General features: G+C 69.8%; 20 protein-coding genes. 11 read left to right on the plus strand and 9 right to left on the minus strand.

The window, feature by feature from the left end; all coding sequences use genetic code 11:
- The first annotated feature begins 28 nt into the window (after positions 1 to 28).
- Complete coding sequence (locus tag KF871_RS11340; RefSeq protein ID WP_291142187.1) at positions 29 to 1,348, plus strand: D-amino acid dehydrogenase; 1,320 nt, start codon at positions 29 to 31, stop codon at positions 1,346 to 1,348.
- Here the strand turns inward: KF871_RS11340 and KF871_RS11345 are convergent.
- From KF871_RS11345 to KF871_RS11355, 3 genes are all read right to left on the minus strand, one after another.
- A complete protein-coding gene (locus KF871_RS11345) occupies positions 1,308 to 2,207 on the minus strand; it encodes a LysR family transcriptional regulator (protein WP_291142190.1) in 900 nt (299 codons plus the stop codon). The two genes, KF871_RS11340 and KF871_RS11345, sit on opposite strands and share 41 nt — an antisense overlap.
- A 175-nt stretch (positions 2,208 to 2,382) precedes the next feature.
- Entirely contained in the window at positions 2,383 to 5,520 is a 3,138-nt protein-coding gene (locus tag KF871_RS11350) for an efflux RND transporter permease subunit (RefSeq protein WP_291142193.1), read from the minus strand.
- Positions 5,521 to 5,528: 8 nt separating this feature from the next.
- On the minus strand, positions 5,529 to 6,626 hold the full coding sequence (locus tag KF871_RS11355) for an efflux RND transporter periplasmic adaptor subunit (RefSeq protein WP_291142196.1): 1,098 nt from the start codon (positions 6,624 to 6,626) through the stop codon (positions 5,529 to 5,531).
- Between the two features lie 127 nt (positions 6,627 to 6,753).
- Here KF871_RS11355 and hpnC point away from each other — a divergent pair, with 127 nt between their 5' ends.
- The 6 genes from hpnC (at position 6,754) to KF871_RS11385 (ending at position 15,064) form a co-directional block, all read left to right on the plus strand.
- On the plus strand, positions 6,754 to 7,626 hold the full coding sequence (gene hpnC / locus KF871_RS11360) for a squalene synthase HpnC (protein WP_291142199.1): 873 nt from the start codon (positions 6,754 to 6,756) through the stop codon (positions 7,624 to 7,626).
- A 30-nt stretch (positions 7,627 to 7,656) separates the two neighbouring features.
- On the plus strand, positions 7,657 to 8,700 hold the full coding sequence (locus KF871_RS11365; RefSeq protein WP_291142202.1) for an efflux RND transporter periplasmic adaptor subunit: 1,044 nt from the start codon (positions 7,657 to 7,659) through the stop codon (positions 8,698 to 8,700).
- Between the two features lie 33 nt (positions 8,701 to 8,733).
- Positions 8,734 to 11,892 (plus strand): efflux RND transporter permease subunit, encoded by a 3,159-nt coding sequence (locus tag KF871_RS11370; protein WP_291142205.1) that lies wholly within the window; start codon positions 8,734 to 8,736, stop codon positions 11,890 to 11,892.
- Positions 11,893 to 12,040: 148 nt separating this feature from the next.
- Entirely contained in the window at positions 12,041 to 13,207 is a 1,167-nt protein-coding gene (locus KF871_RS11375) for a nitronate monooxygenase family protein (RefSeq protein WP_291142531.1), read from the plus strand.
- Positions 13,208 to 13,337: 130 nt separating this feature from the next.
- On the plus strand, positions 13,338 to 14,141 hold the full coding sequence (locus tag KF871_RS11380) for an SDR family oxidoreductase (protein WP_291142207.1): 804 nt from the start codon (positions 13,338 to 13,340) through the stop codon (positions 14,139 to 14,141).
- Between the two features lie 11 nt (positions 14,142 to 14,152).
- The gene (locus tag KF871_RS11385; RefSeq protein WP_291142209.1) at positions 14,153 to 15,064 is read left to right on the plus strand and encodes an RNA polymerase sigma-70 factor; all 912 of its coding nucleotides are present in this window, start codon (positions 14,153 to 14,155) and stop codon (positions 15,062 to 15,064) included.
- Here the strand turns inward: KF871_RS11385 and KF871_RS11390 are convergent.
- Together KF871_RS11390 and KF871_RS11395 are read right to left on the minus strand one after the other, a co-directional pair.
- Positions 15,034 to 16,698 carry a mechanosensitive ion channel domain-containing protein gene (locus KF871_RS11390; protein ID WP_291142212.1) on the minus strand — a complete coding sequence of 555 codons (1,665 nt, stop codon included), beginning with the start codon at positions 16,696 to 16,698 and terminating at the stop codon, positions 15,034 to 15,036. The two genes, KF871_RS11385 and KF871_RS11390, sit on opposite strands and share 31 nt — an antisense overlap.
- A gap of 68 nt (positions 16,699 to 16,766) precedes the next feature.
- Positions 16,767 to 17,459, minus strand: coding sequence for a hypothetical protein (locus KF871_RS11395; RefSeq protein ID WP_291142215.1), 693 nt, complete (start codon positions 17,457 to 17,459; stop codon positions 16,767 to 16,769).
- Positions 17,460 to 17,712: 253 nt separating this feature from the next.
- Here KF871_RS11395 and KF871_RS11400 point away from each other — a divergent pair, with 253 nt between their 5' ends.
- The gene (locus tag KF871_RS11400; RefSeq protein WP_291142218.1) at positions 17,713 to 18,588 is read left to right on the plus strand and encodes a pirin family protein; all 876 of its coding nucleotides are present in this window, start codon (positions 17,713 to 17,715) and stop codon (positions 18,586 to 18,588) included.
- A gap of 12 nt (positions 18,589 to 18,600) precedes the next feature.
- On the opposite strand, the gene KF871_RS11405 is transcribed toward KF871_RS11400, so the two are convergent.
- On the minus strand, positions 18,601 to 19,257 hold the full coding sequence (locus KF871_RS11405) for a hypothetical protein (protein WP_291142220.1): 657 nt from the start codon (positions 19,255 to 19,257) through the stop codon (positions 18,601 to 18,603).
- Positions 19,258 to 19,367: 110 nt separating this feature from the next.
- On the opposite strand from KF871_RS11405, the gene KF871_RS11410 reads away from it, so the two are divergent.
- Both KF871_RS11410 and KF871_RS11415 read left to right on the plus strand, forming a co-directional pair.
- Entirely contained in the window at positions 19,368 to 19,766 is a 399-nt protein-coding gene (locus KF871_RS11410) for an ACT domain-containing protein (protein WP_291142222.1), read from the plus strand.
- Between the two features lie 109 nt (positions 19,767 to 19,875).
- Positions 19,876 to 20,940, plus strand: coding sequence for a hypothetical protein (locus tag KF871_RS11415; protein WP_291142225.1), 1,065 nt, complete (start codon positions 19,876 to 19,878; stop codon positions 20,938 to 20,940).
- A 38-nt stretch (positions 20,941 to 20,978) separates the two neighbouring features.
- Here the strand turns inward: KF871_RS11415 and KF871_RS11420 are convergent, their stop codons facing one another.
- The 3 genes from KF871_RS11420 to KF871_RS11430 all read right to left on the minus strand — a co-directional run bounded on the left by KF871_RS11420 (position 20,979) and on the right by KF871_RS11430 (position 24,525).
- Positions 20,979 to 21,668 carry a glutathione S-transferase N-terminal domain-containing protein gene (locus KF871_RS11420; protein ID WP_291142228.1) on the minus strand — a complete coding sequence of 230 codons (690 nt, stop codon included), beginning with the start codon at positions 21,666 to 21,668 and terminating at the stop codon, positions 20,979 to 20,981.
- Positions 21,669 to 21,755: 87 nt separating this feature from the next.
- Complete coding sequence (locus KF871_RS11425) at positions 21,756 to 23,168, minus strand: multicopper oxidase family protein (protein ID WP_291142231.1); 1,413 nt, start codon at positions 23,166 to 23,168, stop codon at positions 21,756 to 21,758.
- A 91-nt stretch (positions 23,169 to 23,259) separates the two neighbouring features.
- Entirely contained in the window at positions 23,260 to 24,525 is a 1,266-nt protein-coding gene (locus tag KF871_RS11430) for an NIPSNAP family protein (RefSeq protein ID WP_291142234.1), read from the minus strand.
- 85 nt (positions 24,526 to 24,610) lie between these two features.
- Here KF871_RS11430 and KF871_RS11435 point away from each other — a divergent pair, with 85 nt between their 5' ends.
- Complete coding sequence (locus tag KF871_RS11435; protein WP_291142237.1) at positions 24,611 to 25,585, plus strand: YafY family protein; 975 nt, start codon at positions 24,611 to 24,613, stop codon at positions 25,583 to 25,585.
- Positions 25,586 to 25,724: the final 139 nt, after the last annotated feature.

Genomic DNA, 25,724 nt, shown 5'->3' on the forward strand with positions numbered 1-25,724 from the left:
GCCAGGGTTAACCCTAGAGTCGATCACCATGCAGAACCCACCCGCCCTGACCATCCCGCCTTCTCGCCACGTCGCCGTGCTGGGCGCGGGCATCGTCGGTCTTGCCACCGCCTGGCAACTGCAGCGCGACGGCTTCGAGGTCACGGTCATCGACCGCGCCGCGCCCGGCAGCGGCGCCAGCTTTGGCAATGGCGCGCAGCTGAGCTACGCCTACGTGCAGCCCCTGGCCGATCCGTCGATCTGGGCGCAACTGCCCAAGCTGCTGTTCGCCAGCGACTCACCGTTTTCCATGCGCTTGCGGCTGGACCCGGCCCAGTGGGCCTGGGGCCTGCAATTTCTGGCCGCCTGCCGCGCCGACGTATCGGCGCGCAGCACGGCCCAGTTGCTGGCACTCGCCAGCGAGAGTCGCGAGGCCATGGCCCGCCTGCTGGCCGACACCCAGGTCGATTGCGACCACCAGGCCAGCGGCAAGCTCGTCATGTACGGCAGCGAAGCCGCCTTCGCGTCGGCCCGGCGTCAGCTGATGCTGCAGGAGCGTCTGGGCGGTCCCGAACAACAGGCCTTGTCGGTGGCCGAATGCCTGCGCATCGAGCCGGCACTGGCCGCCAGCGCGTCGCGCTACGTCGGCGGCATTCACACCCCAGGCGAATGCGCCGCCGACTGCGCCCGCCTGTGCGAAGCGCTGCATGCGGTTCTTCAGGCGCGCGGCGTTCGCTTCTCAATCGGCTCATCCGTGGGCGCGGTCCGACGCAGCGGCAATCGCCTTGACGCGGTTCAGGTCGGCAGCGACTGGGTCGAGGCCGACAGCTTCGTCGCCGCCATCGGGACCGGGGTGAGCGCCTTCGCACGCGGGCTGGGCGTGCGCGTGCCGGTGTACCCGCTCAAGGGCTACAGCCTCACGCTGGGCGTGCCCGACGCACCGGGGCTGGCGCCAACCGTGAGCGTGACCGACGCACAGCGCAAAGTGGTGTTCGCCCGCATCGGTCAGCGCTTGCGCATTGCCGGCCTGGCCGAGCTGGCTGGGCACGACACCCGAATCGAAGCCCGGCGCGTGGCGCAGCTGCAGCGCGCCGCAGCCGAGGTGTTTCCGCAGGCCATGCACAGTGCCAGCGCGCAGCCGTGGGCCGGGTTGCGGCCGGCCACGCCCACGGGCGTGCCCATCCTGGGCCGCGTGACGGGCGCGCCCACCAATCTGCTGTTCAACGCCGGCCACGGCGCCCTGGGCTTCACCCTGGCAGCCGGCAGCGCACAGCGCATCTCGACGCAATTGCAGGGGTGCCCCGAGGGCGCCCAACGTCCGGTGCCGATCAGGCGATCTGTTGCAGCGCCTGTTGCAGGCAGCGCGTAAAGCCGCGGGCCACCACCGAATGCGCGCGCCCGGTAGGGCGCAGCATGTGCACCGTGGTGGGGATGGCCGGCTCGATCGGCAGCACGTCCACACGCGTCGGATCGGCCGAGGCCGCGGTGCAGCTCTCCACCAGTGCCACGCCCACGCCGTGGTGGGCCAGGGACAAGGCCACGTGGTAGGTCTGCACGGTCATCACCGGGCTCAGCCCCACACCGTGGTCGCGCATGGTGTGCGCCAGTTGCAGGCCCAGCGGGTCTTCGCGGTCCAGCGCCACCACCGGCATTCGGGCCAGTTGCGGCCAGGTGATGTGCCCCGCCTTGAGCGCCTTGGCGGCCAGCACACCCTTGGGCACCACCGCCACCACCCGCCGCTCGGCCAGCCGCTCCTGCGTCAGCGCAGGGTGCGAGGCCGCACTGAAGACAAAGCCTAAATCGGCCTCCTGCAGCACCAGGGCCGAGACGATCTGCGCCGAATGAAGCGCCTGGTGGTGGACGAGCACGTTCGGGTGCTTCTCGCGAAACAGCCGCATGGCCCGGGCCAGCACCTCGTAGCTCAGGCCGAGCACGGTCAGCACGCGCAACTCACCCTGGTTGCGCCCTGCCTTGAGACTGCTGGCCAGACGCTGCACCTCGTCGAGCTGGGCGAAAAGCCGCTCGATGTGCGGGTACAGGGTTTGCGCCTCGGCCGTGGGCACCAGTCGCCCGCCCGCACGCTGGAACAGCGCAAAGCCGAGCTGGATCTCGGCGTGTTGCAGCGTGCGGCTGACTGCGGGCTGGGTGACGTTGATCATGCGCGCCGCGGCGCTCACGCTGCCAGTGAGCATCACGGCGTTGAAGACTTCGATGTGGCGCAGGCGCATGCTCGTTGGGCGTTGGGCGTTGGGCGTTGGGCGTTGGGCGTTGGGCGTTGGGCGTTGGGCGTTGGGCGTTGATACCACCAAATGTGCTCGCCCGATCGAGAGACACCGCGGAACCGGCTTCGCCGGGCCGCTGGTGTCGCCCCTTGAGGGGGTCGCGCGCAGCGCGGCGGGGGTGCTACCTTTTCACCCTGAACCAGGCCGCGTACATCGCCGGCAGCGCCAGCAGCGTGAGCACCGTCGCCACGATCAGGCCGCCCATGATGGCCACCGCCATCGGGCCCCAGAACACGCTGCGCGAAAGCGGAATCATCGCCAGCACCGCTGCGGCCGCCGTCAGCACGATCGGACGCATGCGGCGCACTGCGGCTTCGACGATGGCGTCCCAGGTCGGCACGCCGCGCTCGCGGTCCTGCTCGATCTGATCGATCAGGATCACCGAGTTGCGCTGGATCATGCCCATCAACGCAATCACGCCGAGCAAGGCGACGAAGCCGAAGGGCCGGTTGAGCACCAGCAAGGCACCGGCCACGCCGGCCATGCCCATCGGCCCGGTCAGGAACACCAGCATCGAGCGGCTGAAGCTTTGTAGCTGGATCATCAGCAGCGTGAACACGATGAACAGCATCAGCGGCACGCCAGCGGCGATCGAGGCCGAACCCTTGCTGCTCTCCTCCACCGCGCCCGCCACCTGGATGCGGTAGCCCAGCTTGCCTTCGGACGCCCAGCGCGCCTCGATGGCCTTGAGTTCGGGCTGCAGCTGCGCGGTCACGGTCGCGCCCTGAATGCCCTCGACCACATCGCTCTGCACGGTGATCGCGTACTCGCGGTTCTCGCGCCACATCACGCCAAGCTCCCAGCCGAAGCTGACCTTGACGATCTGCGTGAGCGGGATCGGCTGACCCGACGCCGTCGGCAGGTAGCCGTTGGACAGGTCGGTGAGCGCGTCGCGCTCGCTGAGCGGCTGGCGCAGCACGATGTCGATCAGCTCGTCGCCTTCGCGGTACTGCCCCACGGTGGAGCCCACCAGCGTGGTGCGCGAAGCCTGGGCAATGCTGGCGCTGGTGACGCCGAGTGCGCGCGCCTTGGCCTGGTCAACCTCGAGGCGGATCTGCTTGACCGACTCGTTCCAGTTGTCGTTCACGCCACGCGTGTTGGGGTTGGCGGCCAGCGTATGGCGCACCTCGTCGGCCAGGCCACGCAGCACCTTCGGGTCGCTGCCGACCACGCGGAACTGCACCGGATACGGCACCGGCGGCCCGTTGGGCAGCAGCTTCACACGACCACGCACCTCGGGGAACTCACTCGCCAGCAAGGCCGGCAGCTCGCGGCGGATGCGCTCGCGCGCCTGCAGGCTCTCGGGCAGCACGATGAACTGCGACACGTTGCTTTGCGGAAAGATCTGGTCCAGCGGCAAATAGAAACGCGGCACACCCGAACCCACCCAGGTCGACACCGCCTGCACGCCCGGCTCGCGCATGAAGCGCTGCTCCACGCGCTTGGACACCTCGTCCATGGCCGCGATGCTGCTGCCCTCGGGCAACCAGATGTCCACCATGATTTCCGGCCGGCTCGAGTCCGGGAAGAACTGCTGCTGCACCTTGCCCATACCGACGATGCCGAGCGCAAAGGTCAGAACGGTCGCACCGATGGTGAGCCAGCGGTGCTCCACGCACCAGTCCACCAGGCGGCGAAAGCGCACGTAGAACGGCCCGTCGAACACCTCGTGCGGTTCGCCTTCGGCCTTGGGTTTGATCTTGAGCAGCTTCACGCCCAGGTAGGGCACGAACATCACCGCCACCACCCACGAGATGAGCAACGCGATGACCGTGACCGCAAAGATGGCGAAGGTGTATTCGCCCGTGGTCGACTGCGCCAGCCCGATCGGTAGAAAGCCGGTGGCCGTGATCAGCGTGCCGGTGAGCATGGGCATGGCGGTGGCGTCCCAGGTGAAGGTCGCCGCGCGCACCATGTCGTAGCCCTCTTCGAGCTTGCGCACCATCATCTCGACGGCAATGATGGCGTCGTCCACCAGCAGGCCCAGCGCAATGATCAGCGAGCCCAGCGAGATCTTGTGCAGGCCGATGTTGTAATGGTTCATCACCAGAAAGGTGATGGCCAGCACCAGCGGGATGGTGATGAACACCACCAGGCCGGGGCGCACGTCGAGCAGGTAGCGGCGCAAGCCGGTGCCCCCCGGGCGGCGGTGCAGGCCGAGCGCGAGAAAGCTCACCACCAGCACGATCACCACCGCCTCGATCAGCACCTTCACGAACTCGTTGACCGAACGCGCCACCGCGGCCGGCTGGTCCTGCACCTGCACCAGCGACATGCCCGCTGGCAGCGCCGTCTGGATCTGCCCCACGGCCGTGTTCAAGGCCTTGCCCAGCGCGATGATGTCGCCGCCCTTGGCCATGGAGATCCCCAGCGCAATGCTGTCCTGGCCGTCGTGGCGCACCAGCACCTGGGCCGGGTCGACGGTGCCACGCACGATCTCGGCGATGTCGCCCAGGCGGATGGTGCGGCCGTTGGCGCGGATCGGCATGGCGCGCAGATCGTCCACCGAGTTGAAGCTGCCATCCACCCGCACCTGCACCACGTCCAGTGGCGTCTGCACTGCGCCCGCCGACGCCACCGCGTTCTGCTGGCCCAGCTGGTCGAGCACGGCGTTGAAGTCCAGGCCCAGCGTGGCCAGGCGCTTTTGCGAGACTTCGATGAAGATCTTCTGGTCCTGCACACCGAAGAGCTCGACCTTGGCCACGTCCTTCACACGCAGCAATTGCTGGCGCACGTCCTCGGCCACGTCCTTGCGCTCGGCGTCGCTGAAGCCCTGCCCCTGCAACGCGTAAATCACGCCGTACACATCGCCGAACTCGTCGTTGTAGAACGGCCCGAGCACGCCCGACGGCAGTTGCCCGCGCACATCGCCCAGCTTCTTGCGCACCGTGTACCAGACGTGCTGCACCTCGGTCGGCGGTGAGGAGTCCTTGATCTGAAAGATCGTGAGCGACTCGCCCGGCTTGGTGTAGGTGCGGATTTTGTCGGCGTAGGGCACTTCCTGCAGCGTGCGTTCGATGCGATCGGCCACCTGCTCGGCCACCTGCTCGGCCGTTGCGCCTGGCCAAAAGGTGCGCACCACCATCGCACGGAAGGTGAACGGCGGGTCTTCGTCCTGGCCGAGCTGGAAATACGAGGCGATGCCGAACACCATCAGCACCACCATCAGGTAGCGGGTGAAGGCGGGGTGATCGAGCGCCCAGCGCGAGATGTTGAAGCGCGAGGCCCAGCCCGCGCGCGGTTCGTGCGTGTTCTGCATGGTGCTGCTCACTGGGCTGCGAAGCGCGTGACCTTCTGGCCCGCATTGAGCACGTGGGCGCCGGCGGCCACCACCTCGTCACCCGGCTTGAGGCCGGCGGCAATCACCACGCGGTTGCCGTCCGCACCGGCCACCTCCACCTGGCGCGCCTGCACCGTGCTGCTGGCGGCGTCGTAGATCCACACCATGCTGCCGCTGCGGTCGCCTTCGGCCGAGCGCACGATGGCGCTGGTGGGCAACGTGATCGCCGCCACGCCCGTGGCGGGCGTGCGCAGGCTCACGTACGCGGTGGCGCCCAGCGGCCAGGCCGTGCCGGCCGGCAAGGCCAGCTTGACCTGGTAGGTGCGTGTGGCGGCATCGGCACTGGCCGCCACCTCACGCACCGTCCCTTGCACCGGTGGCTCGGCACCCCCGTGGTGGCCACCCGTCCAGGGCCGTACGTCGGCGGTGGTGCCCGGCCTGACGAGCGCCAGCCGGTCCTCGGGCACCGCAAACACCACGTCGCGCGCACCATCCTGTGCCACCACCACCACCGGACTGCCGGCGCTCACGACCTGGCCTTCCTCGGCCTGCACGGCGGTCACCACACCGGCCGCGTCGGCCACCAGCCGCGCGTAGCCCGCCTGGTTGCCCTGCACCGAACTCTGGGCCACCGCCTGTCGCAGGCTCGCCTCGGCGGCGTCCAGCGTGGCCTGGCGGCGATCGATCTCCGCGCCGCTCACAAAACCCTGCGTCCTCAGCCCCTTGAAACGCTCCAGATCGGCCTTGGCCAGGTCGCGCTGGGTGCGCGCTGCGGCCACCGCTGCCTGGGCGGCCTGGCTCGACAAGGCCAGATCCTGGCCATCCAGGCGGGCCAGCAACTGGCCGGCCTTGACGTGCTGGCCGATGTCCACCGGCCGCTCGGTCAGCTTGCCGCCGACCCGAAAGCCCAGCCGGGACTCGACCTGGGCGCGCACCTCGCCCGCGTATTCGTTGGTTGCCTGCAGCGTGTCGGCCCCCACGGTCATCAGCTTGACGGCGCGCACCGGTTCGGGTGGCGGGGTCTTGCCCGAGCAGGCGGCCAGCGCCAGGGTGGTCACAACGAGGACAAAATGCGTCGGTTTCATGGTCTGCACCTGAACGAGGCACCGGAAGGTGCTCAAAAAATTAATGACTGACCGGTTAGTAAGCGAAATTCTAGAGCAAACCAGCGAATCGGCGTCGACCGGTCAGCCGGGTGTTGCGGCCGCGCCCGTGGCGCCCGTCACGGCCGGCGGGTCGGGGGCCTTCGGCGCGTCGGTCGACCACTACGAGAACTTCCCCGTGGCCTCGTGGCTGTGCCCGGCCCACCTGCGCCCGGCCATCGCCGCCATCTACCGCTTTGCCCGCCTGGCCGACGACATCGCCGACGAAGGCGACGCCAGCGCCAGTGAACGCCTGGCGGCGCTGTCCGCCTACCGCACCGAACTGGATGCCGCGCTGCGCAGCGAACCCACCCCGCACTGGCCCCGCGTGTTCGGGCCGCTGGCACTGGCGGTGCACCGCCACGGGCTCGACCCCGCCCTGCTGCACGACCTCATCAGCGCGTTCGAGCAAGACGTACGCCACACCGACGGCGACCACCGCTATGCCGATCTGGCCGAGTTGCTGCGCTACTGCGCCCTGTCCGCCAACCCGGTGGGGCGCCTGCTGCTGCAGCTGTGGGGGGTGCGCGACCCCTTGGCGCTTGAGCGCAGCGACCAGATCTGCTCGGCCCTGCAGCTCATCAACTTCTGGCAGGACCTGAGCGTGGACCTGCCGCGCCAGCGGGTGTACCTGCCCAGCGACGTGCTGCGCCGCCACGGCGCGCAGGTGGCCGACTTCCTGCCAGGCTCGTCGGCCGCCGACCTGCACCGCCACGCGGTGGTGGCCGAGCTGTGCGCCCATGCGCGCGGGCTGATGCAAATGGGCGCGCCGCTGGTCCACCAGGTCGCCGGGCGCGCCGGCTGGGAGCTGCGCCTGGTCGTGCAGGGCGGGCTGCGCGTGCTCGACCACATTGCCGACATCCACCACCGCAGCTGGGCGCAACGGGTCAGCGTCGGCAAGGCCGACCTGCCGGTGCTGCTGTGGCGCGCCCTGTGGATGTGATTCTTTCTCTCGACGACAAACACAAGCACCATGCACCGATCGCTGTCACGCCTCGCCCTCTTTGCCACCCTGACCGCCGCCGCCCTGACCTGCGCCGCCCAGACCGCACCTGCGCCGGCACCCGTCGCGGTGACGCTGACGCCATTGAGCCAGCTGGTCGTGCGTCCGGCGCGCGAGGCGCCCGCCAGCGTGGTGGCGCGCAACCAGTCGCGCCTGGCGGCCGAGGTCAGCGGCACCGTGCAACGCTGGCACGTCGACCTGGGCCAGAGCGTGCGCCGCGGCCAGGTGCTGGTGCAGCTGGACCCGCGCGACGCCGAGCTGGCGCGCCAGCGCGCCCAGGCCGCCTTGGCCGCGGCCGAGGCCGACCAGGCCCTGGCCGCCTCGCAACTCGAACGCGCCCGCGCGCTGGTGGCGCAGAACTTCCTCTCGCGCGAGGCGCTCACCCAGCGCGAGACCGACCTGGCCCGCACCCGCGCCGCCGTGCGCTCCGCCCAGGTGGAACTGGCCAGCGCCCGCCACGCGCTGAGCAAAACCACCCTGCGCGCGCCGTTTGACGCGGTGGTCAAGGCGCGCAGCGCGCAGACCGGCGAGACCGTCTCGCCCGGCACCGAGCTGTACCTGCTGGTCGAGACCGGTCACGACGAGGTCGAGGCGACGCTGACCACCGCCGATGCCACCAGCCTGCGCCAGAGCGGCGATGCGCGCTTCGTCGACGCGCGCGGCCAGCACCCCCTGGCACTCAAGCGCATCGGCACCGCCGTGACCGCGCCCGCGCGCACCGTGCCGGCCCGGCTGGGCTTTCGCACGCCGGCCGACGCGCCGCCGCCCGGCACCAGCGGCACCCTGCGCTGGAGCGACCCGCGAGCGCACCTGCCGCCCGACCTGCTGGTGCGTCGCAACGGCGAGCTCGGCGTCTTCGTGGCCGACGGCGGCAAGGCCCGCTTCGTGCCCGCCCCCGGCGCACAGGAAGGCCGTGCCACCCCTGTGCCAACCGGCCTGAGCGACTCGGCGAGCCTGGTCTCCAAAGGCCAGGCCCAGCTGCAAAACGGCAGCCCCGTCAGCGTCGCGCGCTGAGGCAAAGCGCCGAACGCCGAACGCTCAACCGCCATGTCCTTCCTGCGCGCCCTCATCACCAACCACCCGCTGGCCAACATCGCCTTCGTGGTGGTCTGCCTGCTCGGCCTGGTCAGCTACAACACCATGCCGCGCGAACAAGACCCGGAGATCAACTTCAACTGGGTCGCGATCACCGCCACGCTGCCCGGCGCCGCCGCCGAAGACGTGGAGCGCCTCATCACCAACCCGCTGGAAGACGCCATCCAGGGCGTGCAGGACGTGCGCTTCGTCATCAGCAACTCGCGCGAGAACGTGGTCAGCATGCTGGTGCGCTTTCGCGAGATCGACGAGCGCACCTTCGACAAGCGCATGAACGACCTGCGCCGCGAGATCCAGAACAAAACCGCCGCCGAACTGCCGCGCGACGCCGAAGACCCGGTGATCCTGGAGATCACCACCAGCAACGGCTTTCCCACCGCGGCGCTGATGCTGGTCGGCCAGGCCGACGACGAAACCCTGCGCCGCCACGCCCGTCGCCTGCAAACCGACCTGGAACGCATCGGCGGCGTCGACCAGGTCACCACCGCCGGCCTGCGCGACCCGGAGGTGCTGGTCAGCCCCAACCCGCAGGCGCTGGCCGCGCGCGGGGTGCTGGCCAGCGACGTGGCCGACACGCTCTCGCAATGGTGGCGCGACACCACCGGTGGCACGCTGCGCACCCAAAGCGGCGCCTGGGCGGTGGCCGTCAAGGGCGTGCTCACCGACCCCCAAGCACTGGCGCTGCTGCCAGTCGCGTCCTCGGTCAACCCCGGCACCAGCGTGCGCCTGGGCGACGTGGCGCGCATCGAACGCGCCCGCGCACCGGCGCAGCAACTGGCCTCGCTCAATGGACAGGCCGCCATCTCGCTGAGCGTGACCAAGAAGAGCGGCACCAACACGCTGACGCTGGTGGACACGCTCAAAGCCTTCATCGAGCGCGAGAACGCGGTGCTGGCCCCCGACGGTCTCAAGCTGATGCTCACCGACGACCAGACCGTGCCCACGCGCGAGGCCATTGGCGTCATGGAAACCAACGCCCTGCTCGGCGTGGGCCTGGTGCTGGCGGTGTGCTGGGTGTTCCTGGGCTGGCGCATCGGCCTGCTGGTGGCCGTGGGCATTCCGTTCTCGCTGCTGGCCACCTTTGCCCTGCTGGGCAGCATGGGCCACACGGTCAACGTGTCGGTGCTGCTGGGGGTGGTGATTGCGCTGGGCATGCTGGTGGACGACGCGGTGGTGGTGGTCGAGGCCATCTACTACCGCATGGAGCGCGGCCAGGCCGCGCTGGCCGCCAGCCTGGATGCGATCGCCGAGGTGTGGAAGCCGGTGCTCGCCTCGGTGGCCACCACGCTCGCGGCCTTTCTGCCCTTGATGCTGCTGCCGGGCATCGTGGGCAAGTTCATGTTCGTGATCCCGTTCGTGGTCACGCTGGCCCTGACCATTTCGCTGATCGAGGCGTTCTGGATGATGCCGGTGCACGTGGCCGCCATTGGCGTGCGCTTTGACAACCCGGGGCGGGTGCAGCGCTGGCGCAACCGCTTCAACCGCGCCACCCGGCTGCGCTATGGCCAGGCGCTGGCCTATGTGCTGCGCCGGCCCAGGCGCTTCGCCGCCCTGGGCACCCTGTGCGTGGTTGCCGCGGTGGCGCTGCTGGCCAGCGGGCTGATCCGGGTGCAGTTCTTTGCCTTCGATCCGATCCGCGCCTTCTACGTCAACGTGGACATGCCGGCCACCGCCGCGCTCGAAGACACCATGGCCGAGGCGCGCAAGGTAGAGCAGGCGGTGCGTGCCCAGCTGAAGGGTGTGGGCAATGACGGCGAGGCGCGCGAGGTCAGCAGCTTTGCCGGCATCAAGTTCACCGAAACCGACATGGTCTTTGGCGACCAGTACGGCCAGGTCTTTGTCTCGCTCAACCCGCGCACGCAAGGGTCTCGCGAGGTGACCGAGGTGGTCGAGCAAATGCGCGAGGCCATCACCAACCTGCCCGGGCCGGGCGCCAAGAGCTTCACGGTGCTGTCGGGCGGACCGCCCGCAGGCAAGCCGATCAACGTCAAGGTGCGCGGCGACGACTACGCCCGCATCGAGGCCGCGGTGGCCGAGCTCAAGGCGGTGGTGCGGCGCATCCCCGGCGCCACCGACGTGCAGGACGACAACGTCGCCGGCCGACCGCAGCTGCAGCTGCGCGTGGACCACGACGCGGTGCGCCACGCCGGGCTGGACGCCGCGCGCGTGGCGCGCCTGGTGCGCCTGGCCGTGGACGGCGAGGTGGTGGCCTTCACCCGCGACGGCGGCGACAAGATCGAGCTGCGCGTGCGCTCCGACCAGGCCCTGCGCGACGGCGCGGCGCTGCGCATCGACCCCGCCAGCCTGCTCGACGAACCCGTGGCCCTGCCCAATGGCCAGACCACCCGGCTGGGCACGCTGGTGCGCGCCGAGGTCGAACCCGGGCGCGGCTTCATCAAACACTACAACCTGCGCCGCACCATCACGGTCGAAGCCAACCTCGACAAGGAAATCACCGACACCACCGTGGCCAACGACATGGTCAAGGCCGAGTGGGAGCAGATGCGCACGCGCCACCCTGGCGTCGATCTGGATTTCTCCGGCGAGCTCGAAGACATCGAGGAGAGCCTGGCAGCCATGCAGGTGCTGTTCATGCTCGGTGTCGGCCTGATCTACCTGATCCTGGCGGCGCAATTCCGCAGCTACTGGCAGCCGCTGATGATCCTGGTGACCGTGCCGCTGGCCTTCACCGGTGTGGCCTTCGGGCTGGCCATCTCGGGCAATCCGTTGTCCCTGTACACGCTCTATGGCGTGATCGCGCTCACCGGCATTGCGGTCAATTCGGCCATCGTGCTCATCGACGCGGCCAACGCGCGCCAGGCCGAGGGCATGAGCACCATCCACGCCATCGTGCAGGCGGGGCGCCGGCGCGTGGTGCCCATCCTCATCACCACCACGACCACCATCGGCGGCCTGTTCTCACTGGCCTTCGGCCTGGGCGGCCAGAGCCTGCTGTGGGGGCCGGTGGCGGCCAGCATCGTCTGGGGGCTGGCGTTCTCGACGGTGCTGACGCTGTTCATGGTGCCGCTGCTCTACCTGGCCTTCATGCGCCAAAAGAACCGACGCTGGCACAAACCGACGAACGCCACCCTCGCCGCGCACGGAAGCTGACGCAGCGCAAAGCGCCGATCCATGCCCGGGGCTAGGCTGCGCCCCCATGGTCGACGCATTGCCCCCCACACTCACGCCCGCCGAACCCACCCCGGTCAGCCCTGCGGCCCAGGCCGACGCGCTGCTGCAGCAGGCACAGGCCAGCGGCATGCGCCCATTGCTGCTGAAAGGACGCACGCTGCTGCCGGTGGTGCAAGGCGGCATGGGCGTGGGCATTTCGGGCGCGCGCCTGGCGGGCACTGTGGCCGGACTGGGCGCCATGGGCGTGCTCTCGGCACTGGAGCTGCGCCGGCAGTACCCCGACCTCATGGCACAGACCGACCCCTTGCCCATCGACGACCACACCCGCGCCCGCATCGACGCCGCCAACTTCGAGGCGCTGCGCCGCGAGGTGGCCAAGGCCCGCGCGCTCTCGGGTGGTCGCGGCCTGCTGGCGGTCAACATCATGAAAGCCGTCTCGGCCTACGACGCCTATGTGCGCGAATCGCTGGCCTGCGGCGTCGACGCGATCGTGGTTGGTGCCGGCCTGCCGCTCGACCTGCCCGATCTGGCCCGCGAGCACCCGCACACCGCCCTCATCCCCATCCTGTCCGACGCGCGCGGCGTGCAACTGCTGCTGCGCAAGTGGGAGAAGAAAGGCCGGCTGCCCGACGCCATCGTGATCGAGCACCCGCGCCTGGCCGGTGGCCACCTGGGCGCTGCCCGCGTGGCCGACCTGGGCGATACGCGCTTCGACTTCGAGCAGGTGCTGCCCGCCGTGCGCGAGCAACTGCGCACCATGGGCGCCGAAGGCCAGGTGGCGCTGATCGCCGCCGGCGGCATGCAGGGCCCGCAGGACGTCTTGCGCATGCAGCGCCTGGGTGCCGACGCGGTGCAGATGGGCACGGCCTTCGCCGTCACCGACGAGTGCGACGCCCACACCGCCTTCAAGCAGGTGCTGGCCGGCGCCCGACCGGAGGACATTGTCGAGTTCGTCAGCGTCGCCGGCCTGCCAGCGCGCGCCGTGCGCACCCCCTGGCTGGACAAGTACCTGCGCGTGCTGCCCAAGCTGCAATCCGTCGCCCACCCCAAGCGCCGCTGCAACATGGGCTTTGACTGCCTGGCCCACTGCGGCCTGCGAGACGGCGTGGCCGACATGGGCCAGTTCTGCATCGACCAGCAACTGGGGCACGCCATGGAAGGCGACCTGCAGCGCGGCCTGTTCTTCCGTGGCGCGGGTGCCCTGCCCTTTGGCGACCGCATCCGGCCCGTGAGCGAGCTGCTGCGCTGGATGGTGGGCGGCGCCCTGCCCGACGCGGCGCCCACGCTCGGCTGAACCCGCGACCGCACATCCCACCGTTCGTCGCCAAGGCCGTCACAGGTACGGTCCCTCCGTCGTCTTGCTGGCAGATGACCCCGATCGGATTGCGCGGCGGGGCTTCCCCACCGCAACACGAAGGACTCCCATGCACATCACCCTCATCGGCGGCACCGGCCTCATCGGTAGCCGGCTTGCCCAACGCCTGCGCCTGGCCGGCCACACGGTCGTGGCCGCCGCACCCAGCACCGGCGTCAACACGCTCACCGGCCAGGGCCTGCCTGAAGCGCTTCAAGGCGCGCAGGTGCTGGTCGACGTGAGCAACTCGCCCGACTTCGCCGACCAGGCGGTGCTGGATTTCTTTCAGACGTCCACCCGACAACTCATCCGCGCAGCCACCGCCGCCGGCGTGCGGCACTACGTCGCCCTGTCCATCGTCGGCATCGATCGCCCGCCGGGCAACGGCTACTTCCGCGCAAAGCTGGCACAGGAGGCGCTCATTCGCGCCAGCGCCCTGCCGCACACCATCGTGCGGGCCACGCAATTCCACGAATTCGTCGGCGCCATCGCCGACGCAGCCACGCGCGATGGCGTGGTGCACGCCACCAGCGCCGGCATCCAGACAATTGCGGCCGATGACGTGGCGCTGGCGCTGGCCGGCGTGGCGCAGAACGCGCCCCTCAACGGCGTGTGCGAGATTGCCGGGCCCCAGCCCATGGGCATGGACGCGCTGATGCGCCAGGCCCTGGCGCTGCGTGGCGACGCCCGCCGCGTGGTCACCGACGACGCAGCGCCCTACTTCGGCGCCGTGCTGCAAGCCAGCACCTTGCTGCCCGGCCCCGACGCCTGGCTGGCGCCCACTACCTGGCCTGCCTGGCACGAACGCCAGAGCGGCAGGGACAACCTGCCGCAGACACAGGCCACGGACACTGGCGGCATGATGGCGCGCTGACCCGCCAAACCATGGACCACCGCACCGCCACCTTCGCCCGCTTGCGCCGCCGGCTGCACGGCATCGGCTACCGCATGCTCGGCACACAGGCCGAGGCCGACGACGTGGTGCAGGACGCCTGGCTGCGCTGGCACGCGGCCGACGCCTCGGCGATCGACAACGACGAGGCCTGGCTGGTGTCGGTCACCACCCGCCTGGCCATCGACCGCCTGCGCGCGCTCAAGGCGCGGCGCGAAGACTACGTCGGCATGTGGCTGCCGGAGCCCGAACTGGGCGACGCGCCCGCCACGCCCGAGCAGATGCTCGAACGCGCCGATGAGGTGTCCTTCGCGCTGCTCACCGCGCTGGAGCGGCTCAGCCCGGAGGCGCGTGCCGCCTTCTTGCTGCGCGAGGTCTTCGACCTGCCCTACGACGAGGTGGCGCAAACCCTGCAACGCAGCGAGGCCGCCTGCCGGCAACTGGTGCACCGCGCACGAACTCAGGTGCGCGAGTCACGACCGCGCCAACGCGTCGATGACGCGCACCGGCAGAAGCTGCTGCAGGGCTTCGCCGACGCCGCCACGCGCGGCGACTTTGGCGCCCTGAAACAGATGCTGGCCGAAGACGCCCAACTCATCGGCGATGGTGGCGGTGTGGTGCCGAGCTTTGGCGTGCCGATGCTCGGTGGCCAGCGCATCGCCCAGCTCTACCTCGCCACCAGCCTGCGCTATCCGGGTGCGCTGCAGATCGAGGTCGTGCGCATCAACGGCGAATGGGGACTGCTGCGGCACATCGATGGCGCGCTGGAATCCGTGCAGGCCATCGAGTTCGACGGCGAGCGCATCGTGCGCATCCACGCCCAGCGCAACCCGCACAAGCTGGCCGCCATCGCGGCGCAGCGCGGCACGCCGCTTCAGGCCGACGGCGGCGGTGTCAGCGGCTGATCACCGCGCGATGACCAGGGCCCGGGCGGCACCACCTGGGCAACGGGTGGGTCGGCCATGTAGTGCGGCGACATGATCTGAACGCCGTTCTCGTTGAACACGTCCTGCACATGGGCGTGCAACTGGTTCATGGCCTCGATGCGCCGCCCTGGTGACTCCTTGCTGCTTTGCGCGCACAGGCGGTACTCCACATAGAAGTCCGACAGCGCGGTCTGCACCACATAGGGCGCCGGCTCACTGGCCACCGCCGGCGTGCGACGCGCCGCTTCGAGCAGCAGCGCGTGCACCTGGCGCCAGGGCGTGGCGTAGCCGATCGTGACGCAGGTATGCAGCACGAAATGCCCCTCGGGCACCAGACGCGAGTAGTTGCGGATCGGCTGCGCAAACATCACGGCGTTGGGCAGGCTGACCTCTTCGCCCAGGCCGGTGTGGATCTTGGTGGTGAACAAGCCCAGCGCCGTGACCGTGCCTTCGGTCTCGCCTACCCGGACGTACTCGCCCACGCGCACGGAGCGCGAATACATCAGGCTCATGCCCGACAGCGCCTGGCCCACCACGCTGGACGCGCCCAGCGACAGCATCAGACCGGCCAGCACCGTCACGCCCTTGAAGGCCTCGCTGTGCGCGCCGGGCAGGTAGGGGTAGGCCATGGCCAGCGCAAACAACCAGATGGCCACCGTGGTCAGTCGCCGCGTGGGTACCACGGTGTCGGCGTCCAGCCATGGCAACTGCACCTCGCCGCGCTGCACACGCCGCAGCAGCGCCGCGTTGGCCCGCACCGCCACCCGCGCCAGCAGGAAGATGAAAACGGCCACCACCAGGCCCGGCACGGCCGCAGCAATGGCCAGCGCGAACTGCTCGATCACCCCCAGCAACCAGGTGGTGGAGCGCTCGCCCCAGGGGCGGGTGAACGGAAACTGGTGCAGCACATAGCTCACCCAGGCCTCGATTGCGAACGCGCTCAATAGCCAGGCCAGCGCCGTCATGCCCAGACGCCCGACCGAAGCAGCCGCCTCGGCGTAGCCCGACAACCATCCGCCACGCAGGCTGGCGGGCGACTTCAATCGCTCCCACAGGTGCACCACCGCCAGGCGACGCGCGCGCCAGAGCAACCACAGGATGAAGGCCGTCACCGCCGTCGCCGCCAGCGCCTTGCCCGCCGCACGCCAGCGCGCACCCAGATCGTTCGCTTCGCGGTGTTCGTCGATCGCCAGGCGCAGCCGGTTGAGCACGTCGACGGAGTGGCCGTCCAGCGCGCTCTCGCCACGGGGCGAGTCCAGATCGGCGGCCACCAGATAGAACAGCGGCACACCGTCCAGCTCAAACCGCACCGACGCCCCTGCCGAGGTGCGCGCGGGCAAGGCGTCGGCCTTGCGCGCCAGGGCCGATGCCAGCGCCAGTTCGGCCAGCCGCACCCGGTCCGCCGGCGAGTCACCGAGCAGCGCAGAACGAAACGTGACGATGTGGCGATTGCCCCAGACCAGCTCGGCGGCCTCGGGCGCAACTTGCGGCTCGGGCACGGTGGCGGGCGGCTCCTGCGCCAGCACCGCAGATGGCAGGACCAGCGCCCCCAGCCACAGGGCAAGGCGCCCGAGAACCCTCAACCCCGGTGATCTACGCGAGCGAGCCGGCATGCTGTCCTCCGTGCAGGGCCCCTGCCGACGGCAGGCGGGCGCAGCGCCGCATTGTGCGGCGTCTCGGCTCACCCGAACCGCAAAAACAGCTTGCTGTAAGGCGCCTTGACTTTGGCAATCGCGGCCAGCGCGGCGTCGGCCTGCTGCGCGCGCACCGCGGTGCGCAACTGCGCCACGGAATCCAGCACCGCCTGCAGGGCCGGGCCGAACGCCGGGTCGGCCCTCAGCTCGGCCGTCGCTTCGCTTTGCAAGCGCTGCGCCAGGAAGTCCAGCACGCCCACCTGCTCGGCCAGCGGCGCCCAGCCATCGCGCTGACCGACGAGGGCCTTGCCCTCGGTCAGCAGGTGCTCCATGGCCGCGTGGTAGGCGTTCATGTGGTCGCTGTAGACGATCACACCGTTGCGCTGGCGCAGTGCCGCCAGCACATCGCGCACCTGCTCCAGCGTTTCGTGGGCCTCGGGCAATTGCCCGCGCGCCACCTGCTCGGCGGCGGCTGCGTACAGGCCGTCGACCGCCTTCAGGTCCTGGGCGAAGCCGGCGTCGCGCTCGTAGGGCAAGGTGGGCTGGCCGCCAAAGCGCTGCGTCAGCTGCGCCCATGCGGTGCGCGCGCGCGTCAGCGCGGCCCCCGACTCGGCTTGCGATTGGGCGTTGGTCTGGAACAGCGCCTGCCGGTAGGGCACATAAGCCTGCACCATGGCATCCGTCACCGGATCGCCCGCTTGCGCCGCCGACCCCAGCGCACCCAGCAGAGTGCACAGCACCCACGCCACCCGACGCGAGCCAACCCTTGAACCATTGCCCCTGGCACCCATGTAAGACCTCCGTGTGGCCCGGCGGGCCAGCGACGCGGCAGTGTGGCGCCCGCGACGCCCGAGGACATTGATCGCGGTCAATGCCGTGCTGCGGATCGCACACGGCCGGGCCGCAAAGGCCCTTCACCCGTCAGCGTCTGCGCAAGCGCCCTAAGCTTCGCGTCGGCCCCGCTCAGTTGGGGTCGCGTTTCTGGAGAAGACCATGCTCAAAGCCGTTCAAGCCGTCCACAACGCGCCGCACCCGCACTGGGTGGGCGACGGCTTTCCGGTGCGCTCGCTGTTCAGCTACGGCGACCACGGCGCGCAGCTCAGCCCGTTTCTGCTGCTCGACTACGCCGGCCCGGCGCGCTTCCCGCCCGCAGAGCGCGCGCGTGGCGTGGGCGTGCACCCCCACCGCGGCTTCGAGACGGTGACCATCGTCTACGAAGGCGAGGTCGCGCACCGCGACTCCACCGGCGCCGGCGGCACCATCGGTCCCGGCGACGTGCAATGGATGACAGCGGCCTCGGGCATCCTGCACGAGGAATTCCACTCACCTGCGTTCACCCAACAGGGCGGTCTGCTCGAGATGGTGCAGCTTTGGGTCAACCTGCCGGCGCGCAGCAAGATGATCGCGCCCGGCTACCAGACCATCGTCGATGCGCAGATTCCCGCTGTGGCGCTGCCCGGCAACGCCGGGCAGTTGCGCGTAATCGCCGGGCAGTTCGACGGTCACAGCGGCCCGGCGCAGACCCACACGCCCATGGACGTGTGGGACATCCGGCTGCAGGCCGGCGCCGACGTGACGCTGCCGCTGATCGCGGGCCACACCGCCGCGCTGGTGGTGCTGCGCGGCACGGTGCAGGTCAACGGCGAAGCCATCGCGCGCGACGCCCAGCTGGTGCAGTTCGCCCGCGACGGCGATCAACTGCACATCGAGGCCAACAGCGATGCCAAGCTGCTGTTTCTGGGTGGCGAGCCCATCAACGAGCCCGTGGTGGGCCACGGCCCCTTCGTGATGAACAGCCGCGACGAAATCATCCAGGCCTTCCACGACTTCCAGGAAGGCCGCTTCGGGCAGATGACCGAAAGCGCCTGAGGCGCACCGCGTTCAGGCGCCTGCACCTGCCCCCATCTGCACCGCCGGGTACAGCGGCGGCAGCAGGTGCTCGAACAGCCCCACCTCTTCCACGTTGTGTGTGAGCCAGGCCGCGCCCATGGCGTCGGTGAACAAACGCGGCAGCACCAGCCGGTTGAACCAGCGCCCAGCCCAGCCGGACGCGACCCCCACCGCCATGCGGGATCGGTAACTGGCGCCCCCGGGAACCTGACCGAAGCGGTGCTCCAGGCGGAATATCTCCATGCCGAGCTCTCGCCGCACCAGCGAGATGCCCTCTTCGTCGAGCTTCTCAACGTACTCGACCGAGTCGACCAGGTAGGCGGGGTTGGCGCCAAAGGCCTCGACGATGCGAAAGGACGCCCCCTGCCGCGCGCCGCCCAGCGGCGAAGGCCGCGCCAGCGCCCAATGAATGTGGTCGCGCGGGTGCCAAAGCAGATAGCGCGGATAGCTTTTCCCCTGGTGCTCCATGGTGTCGCCGATGTGCTCGAACCACCATTGCAGCATGGGAGGCGTGACGCCCTTGATCGTCTCGTGTTCGATGGTCAGCACGATCTGACCGTGCGGCGTGCGCGTCTGTGTGGTGCGCGCCGTGTCGATGGATTTGAGCGGGCCGACGTGGGGCCGCTCGGGAAGCAAACGGGGTTTCATGGGCGTGGCTGTCGCGTTGAGGCACGCCATGGTGTCGCCGACCGCCGCAACCCACTCTTCAAATTCTCTTAAGCGCGGGCGCCGCGCCACACCACTGCCAGAATCGCGCCATGCCGGCCGAAACCCACCTGCCCACGTTGCTGCGCCAGATGCAGCCATCGGTGCACCCCGAGGTGTTCGTGTTCTGCTGCTTTGCCGACGGAGTGCTGGCACCGGGCCTGTCCCCCGTGGGCAGCTTTGTCGAAGCCGAAGGTCTCACCGCCATCGTGCCGCAGGCCCAGGCGCAGGCCTTGAACCTGCCGCACCAGTTCGCCTCGCGCTTGGTCACGCTGACCATTCACTCCGCGCTGGATGCGGTGGGCTTCATGGCGCGCATCAGCGCCGCACTCGCCGCGCAAGGCATTGCCTGCAACGTGGTCTCGGCCTTCCACCACGACCATGTGTTTGTGCCGGCCGGGCGGCTCGACGACGCGCTGCGCGCGCTGGCCGAACTCTCAGCGTCGGCCTGATCGCCCTGTCACCCTCAGGCGCACCGCTCCCGCCAGCCGGTGGTTGGAGAACCTCGGGCAAACGCGCAAGATGCGCCACTCAACAGGCCATGCGCAGGGAGGTGATGCCATGACGATGCTGGCCGCGGCACTGCTATGGATTGGTGGCAGCCTGCTCGCCCTGGATGGCGCGCTGACCTTGGGTTTGCGACTGTGGCGCGCGCGGCTGGACTCGTTCGAGGCCTACCGCATCGCAGCGCAACGGGTGCCCGAGCGCGTGCAGATGCTGGCCGGGGTGGCCATGGCCATGGGCGGCCTGCTCCTGATCTACGTCGACTTCAGGGACACGACCTTCCGGGTCGAGGTGGTCAACCTGCCGACACTGAACTGGTGGCTGGTGGCCGGCGGATTGCTCATTGTCACGCTGGCGTTCGTGCCCATCGGCCGGCATAGTGGTGTCGATGGCAAGAAGAACGGCAGCACCAGTTGGGTGATCACGGCGATCACAGCGATCGCCGCCATCGGCACCGTGGCGTCGGCACTCATCGCAGGCCTGGCCGAGCAACGCGAACGCCGCAACGCGGCCGACAACGCCGACTGCCCGCGCGGCCACAACGCGTGCCTGACCTGCGTGTGCCCGGTACCACCACCTGCACCACCTGCACCACCTGCACCACCTGCACCACCTGCACCACCTGCACCGCCTGCACCACCTGCACCGCCTGCACCACCTGCACCGCCCGCGCCGCCACCACCCCCCACCGGTGAACGCCTCACCGTGCCGCCGATCCGGTTGGTGCAGTTGAAGGGTTTTGCCCCGGGCCGCGCAGAGCTGCCGCCCGCCGCAAGCGACTGCCTGTGCGGGCTCTCGGTGCCCGAGGGTGCGCGCTGGGCGCCGGTGTTTCTGGTGGGCTCGCACGACCCCACCCCGCTGGGACCCGAGGCGCGGCGCCGCTACGGCAGCAACGCCTCGCTGGCGCAGGCGCGCTCGCAGGCCGTGGCGAGCGCCTTGCAGTCAGTTGGCCTGTGTGGCCAGGCCGTGCTCGAACTTGCACCGGTGCTGCTCACTGCACCACCGCGTGCACCGTACGCAACCGGCAAGGCGCCCGGCGCGGCCGGCACCAACGCCGCAGACCGCCGGGTCGACCTCTTTGGCCATTTCGAGCGCGTGCCCAACAGCTGCGCGAAAGGCTGAGCCCGCGCGCTGGCGGTCCGCCCGCGTACTCCCAGGCCTCAGGCGCGCAACCGTTCGTTCTGTGGGTACAGCGCCTTGCGCGCGGCGTCGTCGAGTTCGGCCTTGAAGGTGTGGCGCGTCTTGAGCGCCTCGGCCCGTTGCACGGCGGGGCGCAGCTGCATGGCGTCGAACCAGCGCTTGAAGTTCGGCAGCTGCGCCCAGGCATCCGAGTTGCCCGACACATAGGGCACCATGCGCGCCCAACCCCACAGCGCCATGTCGACGATGGTGTAGGTGTCGCCCAGCATCCACGTGCGCGTGGCCAGGTGTTCGTCCACGATCATCCAATGCCGCCAGGCCTCGTAGTCGTAGCGGTTGACGGCGTACTCCTTGGGCTCGGGCGCCACGTGCCGGAAGTGCACGCACTGGCCCGAGTACGGACCGATGCCGGTGGCCACGAACATCAGCCACGAGTACAGCTCGGCGCGGCCAGCCGGCGTGTCGGGCGGCAGGAACTGCCCGGTCTTCTCGGCCAGGTACAGCAGGATGGCGTTGCTGTCGAACACCTTCACGTCGCCGTCCTCGATGGCCGGGCATTTGGCATTGGGATTGATCGCCGTGAACGCCGGCAGGTGCTGCTCTCCCTTGCGCGTATCCACCGGCACCGGCTCGTAGGGCAGCCCCATCTCCTCCAGACAGAGCGCCACCTTCATCGGATTGGGGGCGAGGTTGTAGTGGAAGCGGATCATGTGTTGTCTCCAGGGAGGGTCTATCGGGCAATCGCGACATTCTGGGCACGCTGTCGGCCCGGCGCAGGCGTGGGGTCTTGCGCCCGCTCAGCCCGCCACCTCGAACGTGGTGCCCATGCCGCCCGCGTGGTGCTCCAGCACATGGCAGTGGATCAGCCAGCGACCCGGGTTGTCGGCGACGAAGGCGACCTCGACGCGGTCCCCTGGCGACAGCAGCACGGTGTCGCGCCAGGCCGTGGCGTCGGCCAGTGGGGTGCCGTTGCGCGCCAGCACCCGCATGTGGTGGCCGTGCAGGTGCAAGGGGTGCCACCAGGCGGTGGGGTTCTCGAAGATCAGCCGCACCGATTGACCCTGCGTCACGCCAAACGCGGGCGCATGGTGCGCGTGGTGGTCGCCGGTGTGGGCCACGCCGTTGATGGTCCAGGCCGGGTCGGCCTCTTTGGCGCCGGCCTGTCGACGTTGTTGGCGGGCCTGGCGATCTGCCTCGCTGTCCTCTGGCCAGCCATCGCGGCTGCGGGCGCCGCCGCCCAGGCGCAGTGTGTGCACCGCTGCAGACGCTAGGTCGGGCGCAGGTGGCGGCTCAAAGCCCGAAGGCTCCGGTGCCGCGCGCGCCGCGGCCTGCCCCGACCCGCTCACCACCACCGTGGCCAGCGCGCCAGCCTCGCGCCCGCCAAGTTGCTGGATGGCGAAGCGACCCGCCTGACGCGCATCGATCACCACATCCGCACGCATGCCAGGCCCGAGCAGCAGCGGCGCGTCCCACACCAGCGCCGCTGGCGTGGGCATGCCGTCACGCCCGATCAGCCAGGCGTCCACACCCGCCTCGGGCTGCAGCGCAAAGATGCGCGCGTTGGCCGCGTTGATCAGCCGCAGCCGCACCCGTTGCCCCACGCGCAGGGGCAGTTCGGTATCGACCCGACCGTTGACGGTGATGCGCTGCCCCAGGCGGCCCGCGTGCGCCACGTCGTGAAAGCGGTAGAAGTCCTCGGCGATGCGCCCCTGCGCGTCCAGTCGCCAATCGTCGAGCAGCCAGACCAGGTCGTCGTCCACCGGCGGCGGCGAGTCGTCATCGACCACCAGCGCACCGGCCAGCCCGCGCTCGAGCTGCTCGGCCGTGCCCAGGTGCGGGTGGTACCAATAGGTGCCGGCATCGGGCAGGCGAAAGCGGTAGTGAAACCGCTCGCCCGATGCGACCGGCGGCTGGGTGAGGTGCGGCACGCCGTCCATGGCGTTGGGCAGGCGGATGCCGTGCCAGTGCACCGTGGTCGCCTCGGGCAGGCGGTTGTGCAGATCGACGTCGACCCACTCACCGCGCTTGAACCGCATCACCGGGCCAGGCAGTTGCGCGTCGTAGGCCCACACCGGCAGCGCGGCCTCGCCGGCCACCGGCAATGCTGCCGACCCCGCCGTGAGCGTGCGCGTGGCCGATGCATGCGCCAGCCCACCCAGCGCAAGCACAGGCGAGGCGCCCAGGTATTGAAGGAGTTCGCGGCGTCGCACGGTGCGGATGCAGCCAGACAGGGAAGGAGCGCCATGATGCGCCGATCGCACCGCCCTGTCTGCCATTGCCACCAAAGGGCCGACAGCCCGCTCAGAGATGGATGGCCGAACGCGCCGTAGCCACCAGGCGATGGGCCTGCACCGGCCCGCACAGCCAACCTGCCAGGGTCGGCGCGACCTCCCTTGCCCAGGCACCGCCCGCAACGAACGCCTGGTGAGCCGCCTCGCTGGCAAACAGAGCCAGCCCGACCAGGAACCACTCGCCCTCGCGAACCGGCAGTTGCGCGAAGTTGTTGGGGCGGCTCTCGGTCACGTACCAACCCAGGACCTGCGCACCGGCGCGCTGCAGGCAGGGGGTCATGACCTCGCGGCAAAAGCGCAGCAGCTCGGCCGGGGCCGCCTCTCGCAGGGGGACCACACTCAGGTCCAGCAGGCCCGGCAAGGCCGTTCGCACGATGCCCGCGGCGCGCTCGCGCCCCGCCATCGACACACCGGCACCCGCCCATGCCGGGCGCAACAGCAGCACGTCGTCGAATGCCGCCATCGTCGCGTTCGCGGCGTCGCGGTGCTGTGCCCAGACGGGCCCGCCGTAGAACGCGCCCAGGCCTTTGGGTCGGGCGTCCATGTCGGCAAAACCGCGCAGCCACACAAAGCGCTCGGCGGCGTCGAGATCGCGGAACTGGCCCATCACCGACATCCCGTGCGCCTCCTGCGTCTCGACGAACTCGCGGTCGAACAGATCGATCAGCGTGTCGCGCTGGCCGGCGTGCAAGGCGTATCGGCGAAGCTCAATCACCTCGCACGCACCATCGGGTACGGGCGCGGTGGGCAACGCCGCTGGCGGCGCCGGTGCGCGCTCGAAGTCCATCACCCAGTTGACCTCCCAGCTCTGGCCTCCGTCGTCAGAGAACGCCTGCTGCCAACGCGCCCGGTCGGCGCCCAGGCGCTGCCACAGAAAACGCACGCGGATGGGTCGACCTTCGAACACATCCTCGCCATCGAACACGCCCTCGTCGCCCACGAAGCGACCCACCACCGGCGGTGCCAGCGCACCGGTGGTGGCGTCCATGCTGGCACCGTCGTTGGTCACCCAGTAGATGCTCCACAGACCGGTAAGCGGGTTGAACACCCGCAGCGACGTGCCGAGCCACCCGGGCCGCCAGGCTTCGGCCGCCAGCGTGTCGAAGTTGATGACACCACCCGGCAGTTGCTGCACGGTCGACACGGCATCGAAGTGTTCCCACTGGTCGCAGCCTTGCAGGCGGCGGACGAGGCGGCGCTGGCGGGTGCGCCAGTTGCCCACGAGGAAATCGAAGTCGTGTGCGGCGTGTAGCGGGTTCAATTGGGAGGTTTTCATGGTCGCTTGTCCTGGACTTGATTCGGTGCCCCGATGCTGCAGGCGATAACATGACACCGCATGTCGTGATTTGAACCTGCCCCCAATGAAAGCCAGCCGCCTGCTCTCGATCCTCATGGTGTTGCAGACCCGCGGTCGCAGCACCGCCAGCGCCCTGGCGCGCGAGCTCGAGGTATCGGAGCGCACCGTGCTGCGCGACATCGACCACCTCTCGGCAGCCGGTGTCCCCATCTGGGGTGAGCGCGGCCGCCAGGGTGGCCTTCAGCTGCGCCCGGGCTGGACGACGCAACTCACCGGCATGACCGAAGACGAAGCCAGCGCCCTGCTGCTGGCCGGCATGCCCGGCCCCGCCACCGAACTCGGGCTCGGCAAGGCGGCCACGTCGGCCCGCCTCAAGCTCGTGGCCAGCGTGCCCACGCCGCAACGCACCAGCGCTGCCACCGTGGCCGAGCGGCTGCACATCGACCCCATCGACTGGTACCGCACCACCGACGCCGCGCCGCACCTGCGCGACGTCGCCGCCGCCGTGTGGCGCAACCAGCGCATCCAGGTCGACTACTCCAGTTGGCGCGGCCGTGCGCACCGCGAACTCGAACCCCTGGGCCTGGTGCTCAAGGCCGGCGCCTGGTACCTGGCTGCGCGCCAGACCGGCCAGCCAGAGGTACGCACTTACCGCTTGGCCAGCATGCAGTCGGTGAGCGTGACCAAGGCGACTTTCAAACGACCGCGTGGCTTCAACCTCGCCGGCTTCTGGGCAGAATCGGCCCGGCGCTTTGAAGCCGACCTGCGCCCCATGGAGGCCACCGTCCTGGTCTCACCCCGTGCCATGAGCTGGCTGCTGCACGCGCGCCAGCGCGTCACACCCCTGCCCCACCCGCCAGCCGGCGCAAGCACACCACCCGACTGGCAATGCGTCTCCCTGGGCATTGAATCGATTGAGCACGGTGCCCGCCAGATCCTGAGCTACGGCGGCGAAGCGATCGCCATCGAGCCCAAGGCCCTGCGCAAGGAAGTGGCCAGGCTCGCCGACGTGGTGCAAGGGAGGCACCGGGATGGGTGAAGAGCAAGACCAGAGCGAACGCTGTCGGTCGCGCCCAGCTTGACTGCACGGTCTGGCACAGGAAACACGCAGGTCGAAGCGCGGTCAAAGCCCGACGGAGACGACGCTCCCGTTCCACAGTCACCAGGGCAAATCGTCG

It is taken from the genome of Hydrogenophaga sp. (genome assembly GCF_019635465.1).
Lineage (GTDB): Bacteria > Pseudomonadota > Gammaproteobacteria > Burkholderiales > Burkholderiaceae_C > Hydrogenophaga.

Excerpts from the sequence above, each read along its gene's own strand:
- KF871_RS11340 (WP_291142187.1), top strand. The coding sequence starts at position 29 with ATGCAGAACCCACCCGCCCTGACCATCCCGCCTTCTCGCCACGTCGCC.
- KF871_RS11345 (WP_291142190.1), bottom strand. The coding sequence starts at position 2,207 with ATGCGCCTGCGCCACATCGAAGTCTTCAACGCCGTGATGCTCACTGGC.
- KF871_RS11350 (WP_291142193.1), bottom strand. The coding sequence starts at position 5,520 with ATGCAGAACACGCACGAACCGCGCGCGGGCTGGGCCTCGCGCTTCAAC.
- KF871_RS11355 (WP_291142196.1), bottom strand. The coding sequence starts at position 6,626 with ATGAAACCGACGCATTTTGTCCTCGTTGTGACCACCCTGGCGCTGGCC.
- KF871_RS11365 (WP_291142202.1), top strand. The coding sequence starts at position 7,657 with ATGCACCGATCGCTGTCACGCCTCGCCCTCTTTGCCACCCTGACCGCC.
- KF871_RS11370 (WP_291142205.1), top strand. The coding sequence starts at position 8,734 with ATGTCCTTCCTGCGCGCCCTCATCACCAACCACCCGCTGGCCAACATC.
- KF871_RS11375 (WP_291142531.1), top strand. The coding sequence starts at position 12,041 with ATGCGCCCATTGCTGCTGAAAGGACGCACGCTGCTGCCGGTGGTGCAA.
- KF871_RS11380 (WP_291142207.1), top strand. The coding sequence starts at position 13,338 with ATGCACATCACCCTCATCGGCGGCACCGGCCTCATCGGTAGCCGGCTT.
- KF871_RS11385 (WP_291142209.1), top strand. The coding sequence starts at position 14,153 with ATGGACCACCGCACCGCCACCTTCGCCCGCTTGCGCCGCCGGCTGCAC.
- KF871_RS11390 (WP_291142212.1), bottom strand. The coding sequence starts at position 16,698 with ATGCCGGCTCGCTCGCGTAGATCACCGGGGTTGAGGGTTCTCGGGCGC.
- KF871_RS11400 (WP_291142218.1), top strand. The coding sequence starts at position 17,713 with ATGCTCAAAGCCGTTCAAGCCGTCCACAACGCGCCGCACCCGCACTGG.
- KF871_RS11405 (WP_291142220.1), bottom strand. The coding sequence starts at position 19,257 with ATGAAACCCCGTTTGCTTCCCGAGCGGCCCCACGTCGGCCCGCTCAAA.
- KF871_RS11410 (WP_291142222.1), top strand. The coding sequence starts at position 19,368 with ATGCCGGCCGAAACCCACCTGCCCACGTTGCTGCGCCAGATGCAGCCA.
- KF871_RS11415 (WP_291142225.1), top strand. The coding sequence starts at position 19,876 with ATGACGATGCTGGCCGCGGCACTGCTATGGATTGGTGGCAGCCTGCTC.
- KF871_RS11420 (WP_291142228.1), bottom strand. The coding sequence starts at position 21,668 with ATGATCCGCTTCCACTACAACCTCGCCCCCAATCCGATGAAGGTGGCG.
- KF871_RS11430 (WP_291142234.1), bottom strand. The coding sequence starts at position 24,525 with ATGAAAACCTCCCAATTGAACCCGCTACACGCCGCACACGACTTCGAT.
- KF871_RS11435 (WP_291142237.1), top strand. The coding sequence starts at position 24,611 with ATGAAAGCCAGCCGCCTGCTCTCGATCCTCATGGTGTTGCAGACCCGC.